The 12,838-nt window shown below is 71.4% G+C and carries 13 protein-coding genes; 8 read left to right on the top strand and 5 right to left on the bottom strand.

The window, feature by feature from the left end; genetic code table 11:
* Positions 1-51: 51 nt before the first annotated feature.
* Positions 52-1,038 (top strand): LLM class F420-dependent oxidoreductase, encoded by a 987-nt coding sequence (locus ACQPXB_RS07540; protein ID WP_432850357.1) that lies wholly within the window; start codon positions 52-54, stop codon positions 1,036-1,038.
* 707 nt (positions 1,039-1,745) lie between these two features.
* On the opposite strand, the gene ACQPXB_RS07535 is transcribed toward ACQPXB_RS07540, so the two are convergent.
* Positions 1,746-2,300, bottom strand: coding sequence for a helix-turn-helix domain-containing protein (locus ACQPXB_RS07535; protein ID WP_366578810.1), 555 nt, complete (start codon positions 2,298-2,300; stop codon positions 1,746-1,748).
* 43 nt (positions 2,301-2,343) lie between these two features.
* On the opposite strand from ACQPXB_RS07535, the gene ACQPXB_RS07530 reads away from it, so the two are divergent.
* Genes ACQPXB_RS07530 through ACQPXB_RS07520 form a run of 3 tightly spaced genes read left to right on the top strand, consistent with a single transcriptional unit; the run spans position 2,344 to position 3,748 of the window.
* On the top strand, positions 2,344-2,865 hold the full coding sequence (locus ACQPXB_RS07530; RefSeq protein WP_366578808.1) for a GNAT family N-acetyltransferase: 522 nt from the start codon (positions 2,344-2,346) through the stop codon (positions 2,863-2,865).
* A 19-nt stretch (positions 2,866-2,884) separates the two neighbouring features.
* Positions 2,885-3,334 (top strand): helix-turn-helix transcriptional regulator, encoded by a 450-nt coding sequence (locus ACQPXB_RS07525; protein WP_432850354.1) that lies wholly within the window; start codon positions 2,885-2,887, stop codon positions 3,332-3,334.
* Positions 3,335-3,343: 9 nt separating this feature from the next.
* The gene (locus ACQPXB_RS07520; protein ID WP_364057973.1) at positions 3,344-3,748 is read left to right on the top strand and encodes a VOC family protein; all 405 of its coding nucleotides are present in this window, start codon (positions 3,344-3,346) and stop codon (positions 3,746-3,748) included.
* Between the two features lie 91 nt (positions 3,749-3,839).
* Here the strand turns inward: ACQPXB_RS07520 and ACQPXB_RS07515 are convergent, their stop codons facing one another.
* From ACQPXB_RS07515 to ACQPXB_RS07505, 3 genes are all read right to left on the bottom strand, one after another.
* Entirely contained in the window at positions 3,840-4,832 is a 993-nt protein-coding gene (locus tag ACQPXB_RS07515) for a hypothetical protein (RefSeq protein WP_432850352.1), read from the bottom strand.
* The gene (locus tag ACQPXB_RS07510) at positions 4,829-5,386 is read right to left on the bottom strand and encodes a hypothetical protein (protein ID WP_366578802.1); all 558 of its coding nucleotides are present in this window, start codon (positions 5,384-5,386) and stop codon (positions 4,829-4,831) included. Before ACQPXB_RS07510 ends, ACQPXB_RS07515 begins: the two co-directional genes overlap by 4 nt.
* 71 nt (positions 5,387-5,457) lie before the next feature.
* Complete coding sequence (locus ACQPXB_RS07505) at positions 5,458-6,075, bottom strand: hypothetical protein (RefSeq protein ID WP_432850350.1); 618 nt, start codon at positions 6,073-6,075, stop codon at positions 5,458-5,460.
* A 313-nt stretch (positions 6,076-6,388) separates the two neighbouring features.
* Between ACQPXB_RS07505 and ACQPXB_RS07500 the strand changes: the two genes are divergently transcribed.
* The 4 genes from ACQPXB_RS07500 to ACQPXB_RS07485 all read left to right on the top strand — a co-directional run bounded on the left by ACQPXB_RS07500 (position 6,389) and on the right by ACQPXB_RS07485 (position 11,830).
* A complete protein-coding gene (locus ACQPXB_RS07500) occupies positions 6,389-9,451 on the top strand; it encodes a BTAD domain-containing putative transcriptional regulator (protein WP_432850348.1) in 3,063 nt (1,020 codons plus the stop codon).
* 156 nt (positions 9,452-9,607) lie between these two features.
* Positions 9,608-10,057: an alpha/beta hydrolase gene (locus ACQPXB_RS07495; protein WP_432850346.1), complete on the top strand. Its 450-nt coding sequence runs from the start codon at positions 9,608-9,610 to the stop codon at positions 10,055-10,057.
* A 34-nt stretch (positions 10,058-10,091) separates the two neighbouring features.
* Positions 10,092-10,976, top strand: a complete 885-nt coding sequence (locus ACQPXB_RS07490; RefSeq protein ID WP_432850344.1) for a LysR substrate-binding domain-containing protein — start codon at positions 10,092-10,094, stop codon at positions 10,974-10,976.
* Between the two features lie 107 nt (positions 10,977-11,083).
* A complete protein-coding gene (locus tag ACQPXB_RS07485; protein ID WP_366578793.1) occupies positions 11,084-11,830 on the top strand; it encodes an SDR family NAD(P)-dependent oxidoreductase in 747 nt (248 codons plus the stop codon).
* A 40-nt stretch (positions 11,831-11,870) separates the two neighbouring features.
* Here the strand turns inward: ACQPXB_RS07485 and ACQPXB_RS07480 are convergent, their stop codons facing one another.
* On the bottom strand, positions 11,871-12,785 hold the full coding sequence (locus tag ACQPXB_RS07480) for a GlxA family transcriptional regulator (RefSeq protein ID WP_386949075.1): 915 nt from the start codon (positions 12,783-12,785) through the stop codon (positions 11,871-11,873).
* Positions 12,786-12,838: the final 53 nt, after the last annotated feature.

Genomic DNA, 12,838 nt, shown 5'->3' with positions numbered 1-12,838 from the left:
ATCACCGGTTCGGCCGCACCTGGAGCGCACTCCAGGCCTAGGGTCGGGGCCATGCGATTCGGAATGTTCGTTCCCCAGGGCTGGCGTCACGACCTCGTCGGTATCGACCCGGCCGACCACTGGACCACCATGCTCGACCTCGCCCGCTTCGCCGACGCGGGACCGTTCGAGTCGATCTGGGTCTACGACCACTTCCACACCGTGCCCGTGCCGAGCGACGAAGCCACCCACGAGGCGTGGAGCCTGATGGCCGCCTACGGCGCCGCGACTTCGCGCGTGCGGCTGGGGCAGATGTGCACCTGCATGGCGTACCGCAACCCCGCGTACCTGGCGAAGGTCGCGAGCACCATCGACGTGATCTCCGGCGGCCGCGTGGAGATGGGCATCGGCGGCGGCTGGTACGAGCACGAGTGGCGCGCGTACGGCTACGGCTTCCCCAGCGCCGGCGAGCGCCTCGGCATGCTCGACGAGGGCGTCGAGATCATGCGCCAGCTGTGGACCGAGGGCAAAGCCACCCTCGACGGCAAGCACTACCAGGTCGACGGCGCCATCTCCCGCCCGCTTCCCTTGCAGGACGGCGGAATCCCCCTGTGGATCGCCGGCGGCGGCGAGAAGAAGACCCTGCGCACGGCCGCGAAGTACGCCCAGTACACCAACTTCGTCGGCGACGTCGAGGGCTTCAAGCACAAGTCCTCCGTGCTGGAGGGCCACTGCAAGGACCTCGGCACGGACTTCGGCTCGATCGTCCGCTCGGCCAACTACAACGTCGTCATCGGCGAAACCGAGAAGGACGTGCAGGACCGGCTGGCGTGGATCCGTTCCCACTACGAGCCTTATCTGCCGGCGGACGTGCTCGAGTCCACTCACGAGAGCTTCGCGAAGGGGCCGCTGGTGGGCACGCCGGAGCAGATCGTGGAGCGGCTGAAGGAAATGGAAGGCCTCGGCATGACCTACGCGATCTCCTACTTCGTGGAGGCGGCGTATGACCGGTCGGGGATTGAGCTCTTTGCGTCGAAGGTGATTCCTGAGTTGGTCTGAGGGTTTATGTGGTTTGCCGGCCGGTGCCTGTTGGGGGTGCCGGCCGGTTTTTTGTGATCGGTCTTGGGGATCATGCTTGTGGGGTACGTCGTGGGCAGGTTTGAGTGCGGGCCGACGGCGATGGTGCGGGCTTTGAATTGTGGCCGCTGACGCTCGGATTACTTGTATGGCCGTGAAACCGTTGGCTGCGAACGGACTGCTACCCGCTGCCTGGCGCGGTCCATCCACAGCCTGTCCCGAGTTGTGGACAACTATCCTGCTTTGCTGCGGCTCTCCCAAAATTGTCGGTGCCGGCCGGTAGACTGGACGTGGGGACGCCCCCCTTGGGAGGGCGGGGGCTGTGTGTCCCCCGGCTGCGGCAGAGGTTAGCAGTCGGCAGGACGTGAGGTGTTGCCGAAAGGTCAGACTAACGACTCCAGAAAGTCCGGAGTCGCAGGAACGCTGTGGCAGCCAAGGCGCACGGCGCCACACGCAAAGTCACAAACCCCAGCTGACGCAGCGAACGCACCCCCAGACCCAGCACCGCACCGCACCGCACCGAGAGCAAGCAGAGTCGCCACATCGACGGCACCGAACAGCGGTGGGCCATTCGCGCGGCGGCCGCGACCAGGCTGCCGGAACGGGTGGAAGCGCCGACGAAGCTGCAGGCCGGGCCAAGGGTGCCGTGAGTGTGGTGCTCGATTAGCGCATGCCCGAACTGGCGGAGATCATCGTTTCGTCAGCACCACCAGATATCGGCAAGCGTCCGCGGTCGGGTTCACATAAGTGCACGGCGCCGGGCGGCCGAGGTGCAGGCAGTCGCCCGCGTCGAGTTCGTGGACGGTGGGGCCCTCGACGAAGCGGAGGTGGCCCGACAGGACCCAGATCTGGTGGTCCGCGAACGCGTACGAATCCGCGGGAAAGCCGACCGAAGCGCCGGCCGGCAGGGAGACCTCGACGAGTTCCGTGGGGCCGGGCGGTGAGACAGCGCGGCGCACGTAGCCCGTGACCGGGTCGGTCCACGTCGGTTGAGCCGAAAAGCGCGAGAGGCGACGGTCGGAGCCGGCCTCGGCGCGGGCGATGAGTTCCGACAGGGTCAGGCCCAGTGCGGACGCGAGCCGGCTCAGCAACACCGCCGTGGGCTGGGCCTCGCCGCGTTCGATTTTGCCGATCATGGCGCGTGAGACGCCCGAGCGTTCGGCCAGGGTGCCGGCGGAGAGGTCGTGGGCCAGGCGGGCGTCGCGCAAGGTCGCGGCCAGCGAGGCCGACAGGGGGTCCGTCACAAGGTGACACTATAACAGTCAATACCCGCTACTATAGTGAACCATGCTGATCCGAGACGCCGACGAGCGCGACGCCGAGGCGTGCGCCGAGATCTACGCGCCGTACGTGCGCGACACGACGATCACGTTCGAGACGGAGCCGCCGACCGGCGCGGAGATGGCGGAGCGCATCAAGCGCGCCGCGAAGACGCACGCGTGGCTGGTGCTGGAGATCGACGGGCGCGTGGCCGGGTACGCGTACGGCGGGCCCTTCAAGGAGCGCGCCGCGTACCGCTGGTCGTGCGAGGTGAGCGTGTACCTGGAGCTGGGGCGGCGACGCACGGGTGGCGGCCGCGCGCTGTACGAAGCGCTCTTCGCCCGTCTCGCCGAGCGCGGGTTCCGGACGGCCGTCGCCGGGATGACGCTGCCGAACGAGCCCAGCGAAGGCCTGCACCGGGCGTTGGGGTTCGAGCCCGTCGGCACGTACCGGCGCATCGGGTGGAAACACGGAGCGTGGCGGGACGTGGCGTGGGCGCAGCGCTCGCTCGTGCCCGATTCGAACGAAACGCCGGAGGAACCACGCTGAGCAGTGCAGAATGGAGCCCATGAGCGCCGACCTCGACGAGCTGCGCAGACTGCGCCGGGCCCGTGACCGGATGGACCGCGAGTACGCCGAACCCCTCGACGTGCCCGCGCTCGCCCGCACGGCGCTGATGTCGACGGCGCACTTCAGCCGCCGGTTCCGCGAGGCGTACTCCGAGACGCCGTACTCCTACCTCATGACCCGCCGCATCGAACGCGCCAAGACACTGCTGCGCAACGGTCTCACCGTCACCGAAGCCTGCTTCGCCGTCGGGTGTACGAGCCTCGGTTCGTTTTCGGCACGGTTCACCGAGCTCGTCGGCGACACGCCCTCGGCGTACCGGGCACGCAACCACGAGCACGTCGCCGCGGTGCCGCCGTGCCAGACGATGGTGGCGTCGCGCCCGCGCAAGACCGGCGGCGCGCCGCGGCAGAGCAGTTTTGGAGAAGCGTCCGTCGGCGCGCCCGCATAACCTCACGGCATGACTGTTTCCATCGCCGCCGTGCACGTGACCGTCGACGATCCCGACGCGGCCGTCGCGTTCTACAGGGACACGCTGGGTTTCAAGGTGCGCAACGAGGTCGCCAACGACGGCTTCCGCTGGGTCACCCTCACCACCGAGACCCAGCCCGACATCGAGATCGTGCTGTCACAGCCGCACGCCGGCCGCTCGAAGGCCGACGGCGACACCGTGGCCGAGCTGCTCGCGAAGGGTGAGCTCGGCACGATCAACCTGCGCACCGACAACCTCGACGAGACGTTCGCCAAGGTCGCCGCCGCGCCCGGGGCCGAGGTGCTGCAGGAGCCGACCGACCAGTTCTGGGGCGTGCGCGACGCCGCCGTGCGCGACCCGGCGGGGAACCTGGTGCGGATCGCGCAGGCCTAGTTGCCACTCCGCCCAAAAGCAGGGCGGCACCTGGGCGCGCGACCCTCTCAAACGCCAGTTTCCGGCGTGGCTGTGGCCGGATTCGCACCAATCAGGACAGCCAGTCCCCGCTGATGTCGAGGTCCTCGATGTCCTGCTCGAGCCGGGCGCGCCAGGACCACTGCGGCTGGGTCCAGTCGGTGTCGTCGGCCGGGGGCTCGCCCAGCGGCAGCGCCTGGTCGGTCACGCCGTGGGTGACGCGGTAGGCCAGCGCCGACGTCGCCGCGCGGATCCACCGGTCCCCCGCCGCACCGGACGGCGGGGCGACGCCGAACGCGTGCGTGAACCACACGGGCAGCAGCGCGCTGGAGCCGATCGCGTCCGTGATGCGTTCGCGCAGCTTGGAGTGCAGCTCTTCCCAGTCGCGTTCGGACTTCTCGATCTGGGGCAGCACGCGGGTGCGCGTGACGTCGTCGGCGGTCAGCATCTGCTGCGCGGCCTCGGCGTCCTTGATCGCGGCGGGCAGATGCCGGTCGAGGACACCGCGGCGGCGGGCGACCACTTCGGACAGTCGGGCCTGCGCGCTGCCGCGGTTTTCGTCGCCGTGCTGGGTGGACGCGAGGATGGCGAGCACGTTGATGAGCGCGTTTTCGCTCTCTGCCAACGCTTCGCGCGCCTGCGGCAGCCGCGCGATGTCCTCTTCGTACGGACGGCGCTGGTTGGCCGTCATGAGCTGCGCGGCCAGCGCGTGGCGACGTTCGGCGTCCGCGGCGAGCTTCCGCAAGGCAGGCCCGACGTCGTCGAGGTCCACCACCGGCACCTTCTCCGACACGCGCACGGCGCGTTCGAGCAGCTGCAGGCGCTGGCGTAGACGTTCGAGCTGGCGCGTGGCCACGTCGAGGCGGGATTCGTGGCGGACCTGGGCGTCGGAGAAGGACTCGAACGTCTCGCGCAGCTCCGTCAGCTCGCGCCCGGTGCGCGACTCGAGGTCGACGACGGTTTCCTGCATGCCGTCGACGGTTTCGGACAGCGCGTCGAACTCGCTGTCGGACTCCTCGGTTTCCTCGTAGTACTCGGTGTCGGGGTAGTACTCGGAGTAGGTCATCGGACCTCCTGTACCAGGAACACGACGGTGGCCACGGTCGCGAGCGCGGCCAGCACGACCAGGATCGCCTGGACGGCGCCCGGGACCAGCAGCGACGCGCCCGTGAGCCCCGCCGCGGCCGCCCCCACGTACGCGGCGCGCAGCCGCCGGTCGACCATCAGCGGCGTCGGCCCGAGCGCCCCGAGCGCGATCCGCAGCCCGGCGCCGAGCAGCGGCAGCGCGAACAGGACCCACACCGCGCCGATCCCGCCGAACAGCATCAGCGCCCCGACGACCATCCCCACCGCGACCGGCGCCGCCGCCAGGTACAGCGACAGCCGCTGCGCGCCGGCCCGCCGCGCCTCGAGCTTCGCCGCGCGCACCTGCTCAGTCGCGATCTCGACCTCACGCTCCGTGCGCAACAGGTCCTCGGCGGCGTCGACCAGGCTGTCGAGGGCGCGCGTCCGCTCGTCCCCGGCCTCCGGCAGGGCGCCCAGCCCCGCCCGCATGGCCTCCTGCACCCGGGCGACGCGCGCCGTCGCCTGCTCGCGCTTGTGCTGCGCTGGCGTAGTCACCCGGCCACTGTAGGTACGAACCGCGCCAACCTACGGGAACGACGCGGCTTGCGGTGGGGTGTCGCCGCCGGTCAGATGACCCCGAAGAGGCAGAAACCGCCGTCGGGACCCTGCCGCAGCATGAACGTGGCGCTGTAGGGCATCGGGTTTCCGGGATAGTCCGAGTCGACGTGCACGAACTGCGTGATCTCGTGCAGCGGCTCGACCTCCCGGACGCGATAGTGCCCCACGTTCGGGTCCGCGAAATGCCCGTGCACCAGCGACGCCGGGCTCTCGTCCGCCGACGCGCACACATACGCGGCGGCCCCGGCGAGGTCGTGGACGTTGAGCTTGCCGAGCAGCTCGTTCATGAACTGCGGCTCAGCCAGAGTGCGAGCGGCGCCGACCGGGTGGTTCTTGTTGAGGAAAAACCCGGGCGCGACGAAGCCTGTGATGCCGACGCCGCCGGCCAGGACGACGACTACGCCCAGGGAGATCCAGAGCCAGAGGAGCCTGCGCTTCTTGGGCTGCGGCGGGTAGCCGGGTTGGACCCACTGTTGTTGCGGGTACGGCTGCCGCTGGGGCGGGTACGGCGGTTGTTGCGGGTACGGCGGTTGTTCGGCCGGGTAGGGCGGTGGTTGCTGCGCGTACGGCTGTTGGGGGTAGGGCTGCTGCGGATACTGCCCGCCCTGCTGCGGTGGGTAAGTCATGGTCGTCCTCGCGTGCTCACCGAACGTAACTTACCCATACCGCACGCGTAATTCTCGACGGAGGCTCGTCCCGCACCAAGCCGCCGAACATTGCGCCCCGGCCCCATCCCCCGCCGGACAGGCCCCCGCCCTCTTTAGGGGGCGTGCCCTTGTCCAGTCCATCGGCCACCCCCGACAAAGCCCGAGCGCTGCCGGGGCGGCTCCGAGCAGATTTCCGGGCACCCAACCCCAGACCGGCCCGAGGCCGACAGAGCCCGACAGAATCCGGGATATCCCCGACGCGCCCAGCCCCGAGACCGGGCAGAATCGAGCGGTGCGGATCAGCTTGCTCGGCCCCCTGGAGGTCCGGACGGACGACGGCGCGCCCGTCGAGGTCGCGGGTGCACGGCTGCGGGCGTTGCTGAGTGCGTTGGCCGCGGATGGCGGGCGGGTGGTGCCGGCAGGGCGGCTGGTGGACGCGGTGTGGGGAGAACAGCCGCCGTCGACGGGGAATGCGTTGCAGGCGCTCGTGTCGCGGTTGCGGAGGGCCGGGGTGGTCGTGGAGGCCGCGGCGGTCGGGTATCGGGTGGTGGCCGACATCGACGTGGTGCGGTTCGAGGAGCTCGTCCGGCGGCGCGACACCAGCGCGCTGGCCGAGGCGCTCGGGCTGTGGCGGGGGCCGGCGCTGGCCGACGTGGCGGACAACGCCTACTTCCAGGGCACGATCGCGCGGCTCACGGAGCTGCGCCTGGCCGCGGTGGAGGAGCACGCCGAGGCGGAGCTGCGGCGCGGCGGCGGCGAGGAGCTGACGGCGGAGCTCACCGCCCTCCTGGCGGAACACCCGTTGCGCGAACGCCTCGCCGCCGCGCTCATGCGCGCGTTGTGTGCCACGGGGAGGCCGGCTGACGCGTTGACCGTCTACGAGCGCCTCCGCAAAGCGCTCGCCGAAGAGCTGGGCACCGACCCGTCGGCTCGGCTTTCCGCCTTGCACACCGAGATCCTGCGTGAGTCCTCTGTGGACACCCAGTCCGAGGCGCGCACCAACTTGCGTGCCGGGCTCACGAGTTTCGTCGGTCGTGACGCCGACGTCGCCCAAGTCGTCAAGCTCGTCGCCGAGTACCGGCTCACCACACTCACGGGGCCGGGCGGCGCGGGGAAAACGCGCCTGGCCACCGAGACCGCGCGCACGCTGCTCGACCGCACGCCGGGTGACGTCTGGTTCGTCGCGCTGGCGCCGGTCGCCGACGCCGACGTCGCGCAGGCCGTGCTCAGCGCCCTCGGCCTGCGTGAACAGGGGCAGCTCGGGCTCGTCGCCGGCGGGACGGCCGCCGACCGGGCCGTGAGCGTGCTGCGTGACCGCGAGGTCCTGCTGGTGCTGGACAACTGCGAGCACGTGGTCGACGCCGCCGCGGAGCTGGCCGACCGGCTCCTCGGCGAGTGCCCGCGCCTGCGGATCCTGGCGACGAGCCGTGAGCCGCTGGCCGTGACGGGTGAGGCCCTGTGGCCCGTGGCGCCGTTGGCGTTGCCGCCGGAGGGCGCGAGCGTGACGGAAGCGATGTCGTGCGCGTCGGTGCGGTTGCTGGCCGACCGCGCCGCGGCGGTGCGGCCCGGGTTCGAGGTCGCGGAAGCCACGGTCGAGGCCGTTACGCGCATATGCCGCGCGCTCGACGGGATGCCGCTGGCCGTGGAGCTGGCGGCGGCACGCCTGCGTTCACTCACCATCGCGCAGCTGGCCGCGCGCCTCGACGACCGGTTCCGCCTGCTCAACGCCGGCAGCCGCACGGCGATGCCGCAGCACCGCACGCTGCGCGCGGTCGTCGACTGGAGCTGGGAGCTGCTCTCGGAAGCCGAACGCACCCTGCTGCGCCGGCTCGCCGTGTTCTCCGGCGGCGCCACGGCCGACGCGGCCGCCGCCGTCGCGAAGACCGACGACACCGCAGACCTGCTGGCCGCCCTGGTCGACAAATCGCTTCTCGTCGTGTCGCAGGCGAGCGAGCCGCGGTACGGGATGCTGGAGACGATCAAGGCCTACGCCGCCGAACGGCTCGACGAGGCCGGCGAGCGCGAGTCCGTCCGGCGCGCCCACGCCGAGTGGTTCGCGCGGTTCGCCGAGACGGCCGACCCGCACCTGCGCGGCGCCGAACAGCTCGGCTGGCTCGCCCGGCTCGCCGCCGACCACGGCAACCTGGCCTCGGCGGTGCGCGGCAGCATCGCCGCCGGCGACGCGGCGATGGCCGTGCGGCTCGTGATCGCCGCCGCGTGGTTCTGGCTGCTGGCCGGGCACAAGGGCGAGGGCCAGGAGCTGATCACGGCGGCGCTGGCCGCGCCGGGTGAGGTCGACGCCGAGGACCGGGCCGCGGCCAACGCGCTCGCCGCCGTGTTCGTCACCGCCGGCCTCGCGGACTTCGGCTCGGCCGACGACTACCTCCGCAACGCGATGGAGCTGAGCGACCGGACCACGCGCCACCCCGTGCTGCGGTTCATGGTTTCGCTGCAGGAACTGTTGTCCGGCCTCGAAACCGGGGTCGCGCCACGACTGGACACTTTGGACGATCTCCTCACGGACGAAGACCTCTGGCTTCGGGCGCAGGCGCGGATGAACCGGGCCCAGCTGCTGCTGGCCGGCGGTGGCGGGCAGGAGGCCGCCGAGGCGGACGCCGCCGAGTCCGTGCGGCTGTTCCGGCTCATCGGCGAACGCTGGGGCACGTCGCTGGCGCTCGGCAACCTCGCCGACCTCGTGGCCCGCCGCGGTGAGCTGCGGCTCGCGATCGAGTACTACGGCGAGGCCGCCACGGTCGTGTCCGAGATCGGCACCCTCGAAGACGTGCTGTGGTTGCGCGCGCGGCAGGCGCAGCTGCACTGGCTGCTGGGCGACGTCGAGGCCGTGGACGCGGCCCTGGCCCAGGCCGACCGCGACGCCGCGGTGGTCGTGTACCCGGACGCGCTCGCCGGGCTGGCGCAGGCCAAAGCCGACATCGCCCGGTGGCGTGGCGACGCCGACGGGGCACGGGCGGAGTTCGACCGGGCCGAAGGGATGTTGCGCCACTTGTCGGTGCACCCGTCCTTCCAGGCGACGGTGCTGCTGTCGCGGGCTTATCTCGACGCCGAGGCCGGTGACCTGGCCACGGCCGCGCAACGACGACGCGACGCCGTGCGGATGACCTCGGGCGACGCGATGTACCTGGCGCAGGCCATGGTGAGCATCGCCGATCACGCCACGCGGATCGGGCGGACCGAGGACGCCGCGCGGTTGCTGAAGACAGCCGAGACGCTGCGCGGCGGGCCCGACTGGTCGCTGCCGGACCTGGTGCGGTTGCTGGAGATCGTCGACATCGAGGCCGCGGAAGCCTTCGGCGAAACCGAACTGAAGGCCGTCATGGAGTCCGTCCTGGGCTGAGGACCCAGGCCCGGCACCGAACCTGTCGGCGAACGATCTTGCGGCTGAACACGTCGTCGAGGTGCTGACGCGGCGCTGACCTGGCCTCCGACCAGCGCTTTTCGACGGAGCTCAACGCCGTGGACCTCTCCGGGGACCGCCTTTAGCGTGGTCGCCGTGACGACCTACGTGCTCGTGCCCGGCGCCTGCCACGGCGGCTGGTGCTTCGACCGGCTCACCGGGCAGCTGCGCGACCTCGTCGGCGCGCTGGAGGCCGAGCGGGTGGAGAACGCCGTGCTCGTGGGCCACAGCTACGGCGGCATGGTGATCACCGGCGCCGCCGATCGCGTGCCGGACCTGGTCGACGCGCTGGTGTACGTGGACGCGTTCGTGCCGCGCGACGGTGAATCCTGCTGGCAGCTCACCGACGACCGGCAGCGCGAGTGGTACCTGAGCGTGGCCGAAACCGGGTACGCGAAGGAGTGGGACGGCGGCTCGCCGTTCCAGCCGACGTACGAGCGGCTCCTCGACGATCCACTGTGGAACGTCCACGCCCTCGACGGCAAGCACGACCTCATGCGCGACGGCCCCGACGAGCTCCTGCGCATCGTGCTCGACGCGGGCTGAGCCGCGTCCCGGGGTTCGTGGTGCGATGGACGGCATGGAGATCCGGGAGATGCGGGCCTTCGTCGCCGTGGTCGACGAAGGTGGGCTGTCGGCGGCGGCGCGGCGGCTGCACGTGAGCCAGCCGGCGGTGTCGCAGACGGTGCAGGCGCTGGAGCGGCAGCTGGGGGTGCAGCTGCTGGTCCGCAGCAACGCGGGCGTGCAGCCCACCGAAGCCGGGATGACCTTGGCCGGCGAGGCACGCGCCGTGCTCGCGCGGCACGATCAAGCCGTGGCGACGGTGACGCGGCACGCGTCGGGCAGCCCGCTGCGAGTGGGGATGCCGCTGGAACTGCCGCCGGATCTCATGGCCCGCGCCCTCGCCGACCTGGCCGGCGCGTTCCCGGACACCCGGGTGCAGGTGGTGCACGCCTCGACGACCGGACAGTTCGCGTTGCTGCGCAAGGGCGAGCTCGAGCTCGGCCTGGTCCGTGAACACCCCGTCGGCCCCGAACTCGACGCGATGCCGGTGCTGGCGGAGAACCTCGGCGTCCTGCTGTCGAAAGCCCAAGCCGACCAGCTCGCCGGCCCCGACGGTGTGCGCCTCGACGCACTGGCCGGGCTGGAGTGGATCGGGTTTCCGCGCGAGGGCAGCCCGGCGTGGTACGACGAGGTGACCGCGATCTTCCGTTCGCACGGTCTCGAAATCGGCCCCGACCCGACGGCCGGGCACTCGCTGATCTCCGAGCTCAAGTTCGCCGCCGTGAGCGCGGGCGGCGCGTTCACGCTCGCGCCGCCGAACTGGACGCAGCCCATCCCCGAGCACCTGGCGTGGTGCCCGCTGGTCGGATCCCCGCTCGTGCGCCGCACGTGGGCGGTGTGGCCGGCCTCCTCGCACCGCCGCGACCTCGGACATCTCGTGGCGGCCTTGGACGTCTTATAGGCGCCATAAGCGAGCCGTATCGCCGGGTCGGAAGGCTGACCGGGCCGTTTCGCTTGAACGAGGCGACCGCGCACGAAAGCGCGGCGGACTCGGGAGAAGTGAACGAAATGACGGCAGAACTGTCGGGAACCACCGCTCTGGTCACCGGCGCCACGAGCGGCATCGGGCGCGCCACGGCGGTCGCGCTGGGCAAGCTCGGTGCGCACGTGCTGGTGAGCGGTCGCGACGCCGGCCGGGGCGAGCAGGTGGTGAAGGAGATCGTCGCCGCCGGTGGGCAGGCCGCGTTCCTGGGCTCCGACCTCGCCGACGCCGCGTCGGCGCGGGACCTCGCGGTCCGGGCGCTCGCGGTGACCGGTCAGGTCGACGTGCTGGTGAACAGCGCCGGCATCTTTCCCTTCGGCCCCACCGAGGACACCACCGAGCCGGACTTCGACTCGGTGTACGCGTTGAACGTGAAGGCGCCGTACTTCCTCGTCGCGGCGCTGGCGCCGGCGATGGCCGAGCGGGGCGCGGGATCCATCGTGAACGTGTCCACCATGGTCGCCGAGTTCGGTGCTGCGGGGATGGGCTTGTACGGATCCAGCAAGGCCGCGCTCGAACTGCTCACCAAGTCGTGGTCCGCGGAGTTCGGGCCGCGCGGCGTGCGGGTGAACGCGGTGAGCCCCGGGCCGACGCGCACCGACGGCACGGCCGCGATGGGTGAGAGCCTGGACCAGCTGGCGTCCCTCGCGCCGGCCGGGCGCCCGGCCGGCCCGGAAGAGATCGCAGCGGCGATCGTCTTCCTGGTGACGGGTGGCGCGAGCTTCATCCACGGCGCGGTGCTGCCGGTGGACGGCGGACGGGTTGCGGTGTAAGGGATTTCGAGTGGCTGAGCCGGCGCGGGTTCACGCCGGGCTACTGGTGCTGCAGTTCCTGCGACTTCCGCAGCGACCGCAATGATCGTGAGTCCGCGAAACCCGCGCTGCGGGCCGCCGCCTCGAGCGTCGACCCGTCGGCCAGCAGGTGCTCGGCGTGTTCCAGCCGCAGCGTTTGCTGATAGCGCAACGGAGTCATGCCGACGGCGTCGACGAAGTGGCGCGTGACCGTCCGCTCGCTGCAGCCCAGCTCCCGCGCCAGCGACGAAAGCCGCAGCGGTTCCGCGTAGCGCGTCTCGATCAGGTCCTGCACGCGGTGCACCAGGTCGGACAGGTGGTTGCGGTGGCGGAGCAGGCCGGTGACGGGCTGCTGGCCGTTGCGGCGCGCGTAGAAGACGAGCGAACGCGCGATGCGGCCCGCGACGCCCGGACCGTGGGCGCTGGCGACGAGGTGCAGCGCCAGGTCGATGCCGCTGGCCATGCCGGCGGAGGAGGCAACGCGGCCGTCGACGACGTAGAGCACGTCGCGGACGACGGTGGTGGCCGGGTAGCGCAGGGCGAGGTCGTCCTGGAGGTCGTGGTGGGTGGTGCAGCGCCGGCCGTCGAGCAGACCCGCCTCGGCGAGCGCGACGGTGCCCGCGCAGACGCTCGCGACGAGGCCGCCCGCGGAGTGGTGGACACGCAGCAGGTCGAGCCCGCGTGGCATGGCCGGGGCGACGCCCGGCGTGAACCCGGCGCCGCCGGGGACCACGAGGATGTCGTCACGGCCGAGCACGGGGACGCGGGTCGAAGCGCGCACCGGCAGGCCCTCGGCGGTGGGCACGTCGGGTTCTTCGGCGAAGTAGGCCAGCTCGTAGGGCAGGCCCAGCGAGCGCGCGGCGAGGAACACGTCGGCCGCGCCCGCGATGTCCAGCAGGTACGCCTGAGGTGCGAGCAGGAACACCACCCTCGTCATGAGCGCGACGCTACCCGCGAGCGTCTCCCGGACCGGCGGCGTCGGCGCGGGTC

The organism is Amycolatopsis sp. CA-161197 (genome assembly GCF_050942255.1).
In the GTDB taxonomy this organism is placed as follows: Bacteria; Actinomycetota; Actinomycetes; order Mycobacteriales; family Pseudonocardiaceae; genus Amycolatopsis.
Note: the sequence above shows the minus strand (reverse complement) of the source record. Positions and strands in the feature narration are given on the sequence as shown.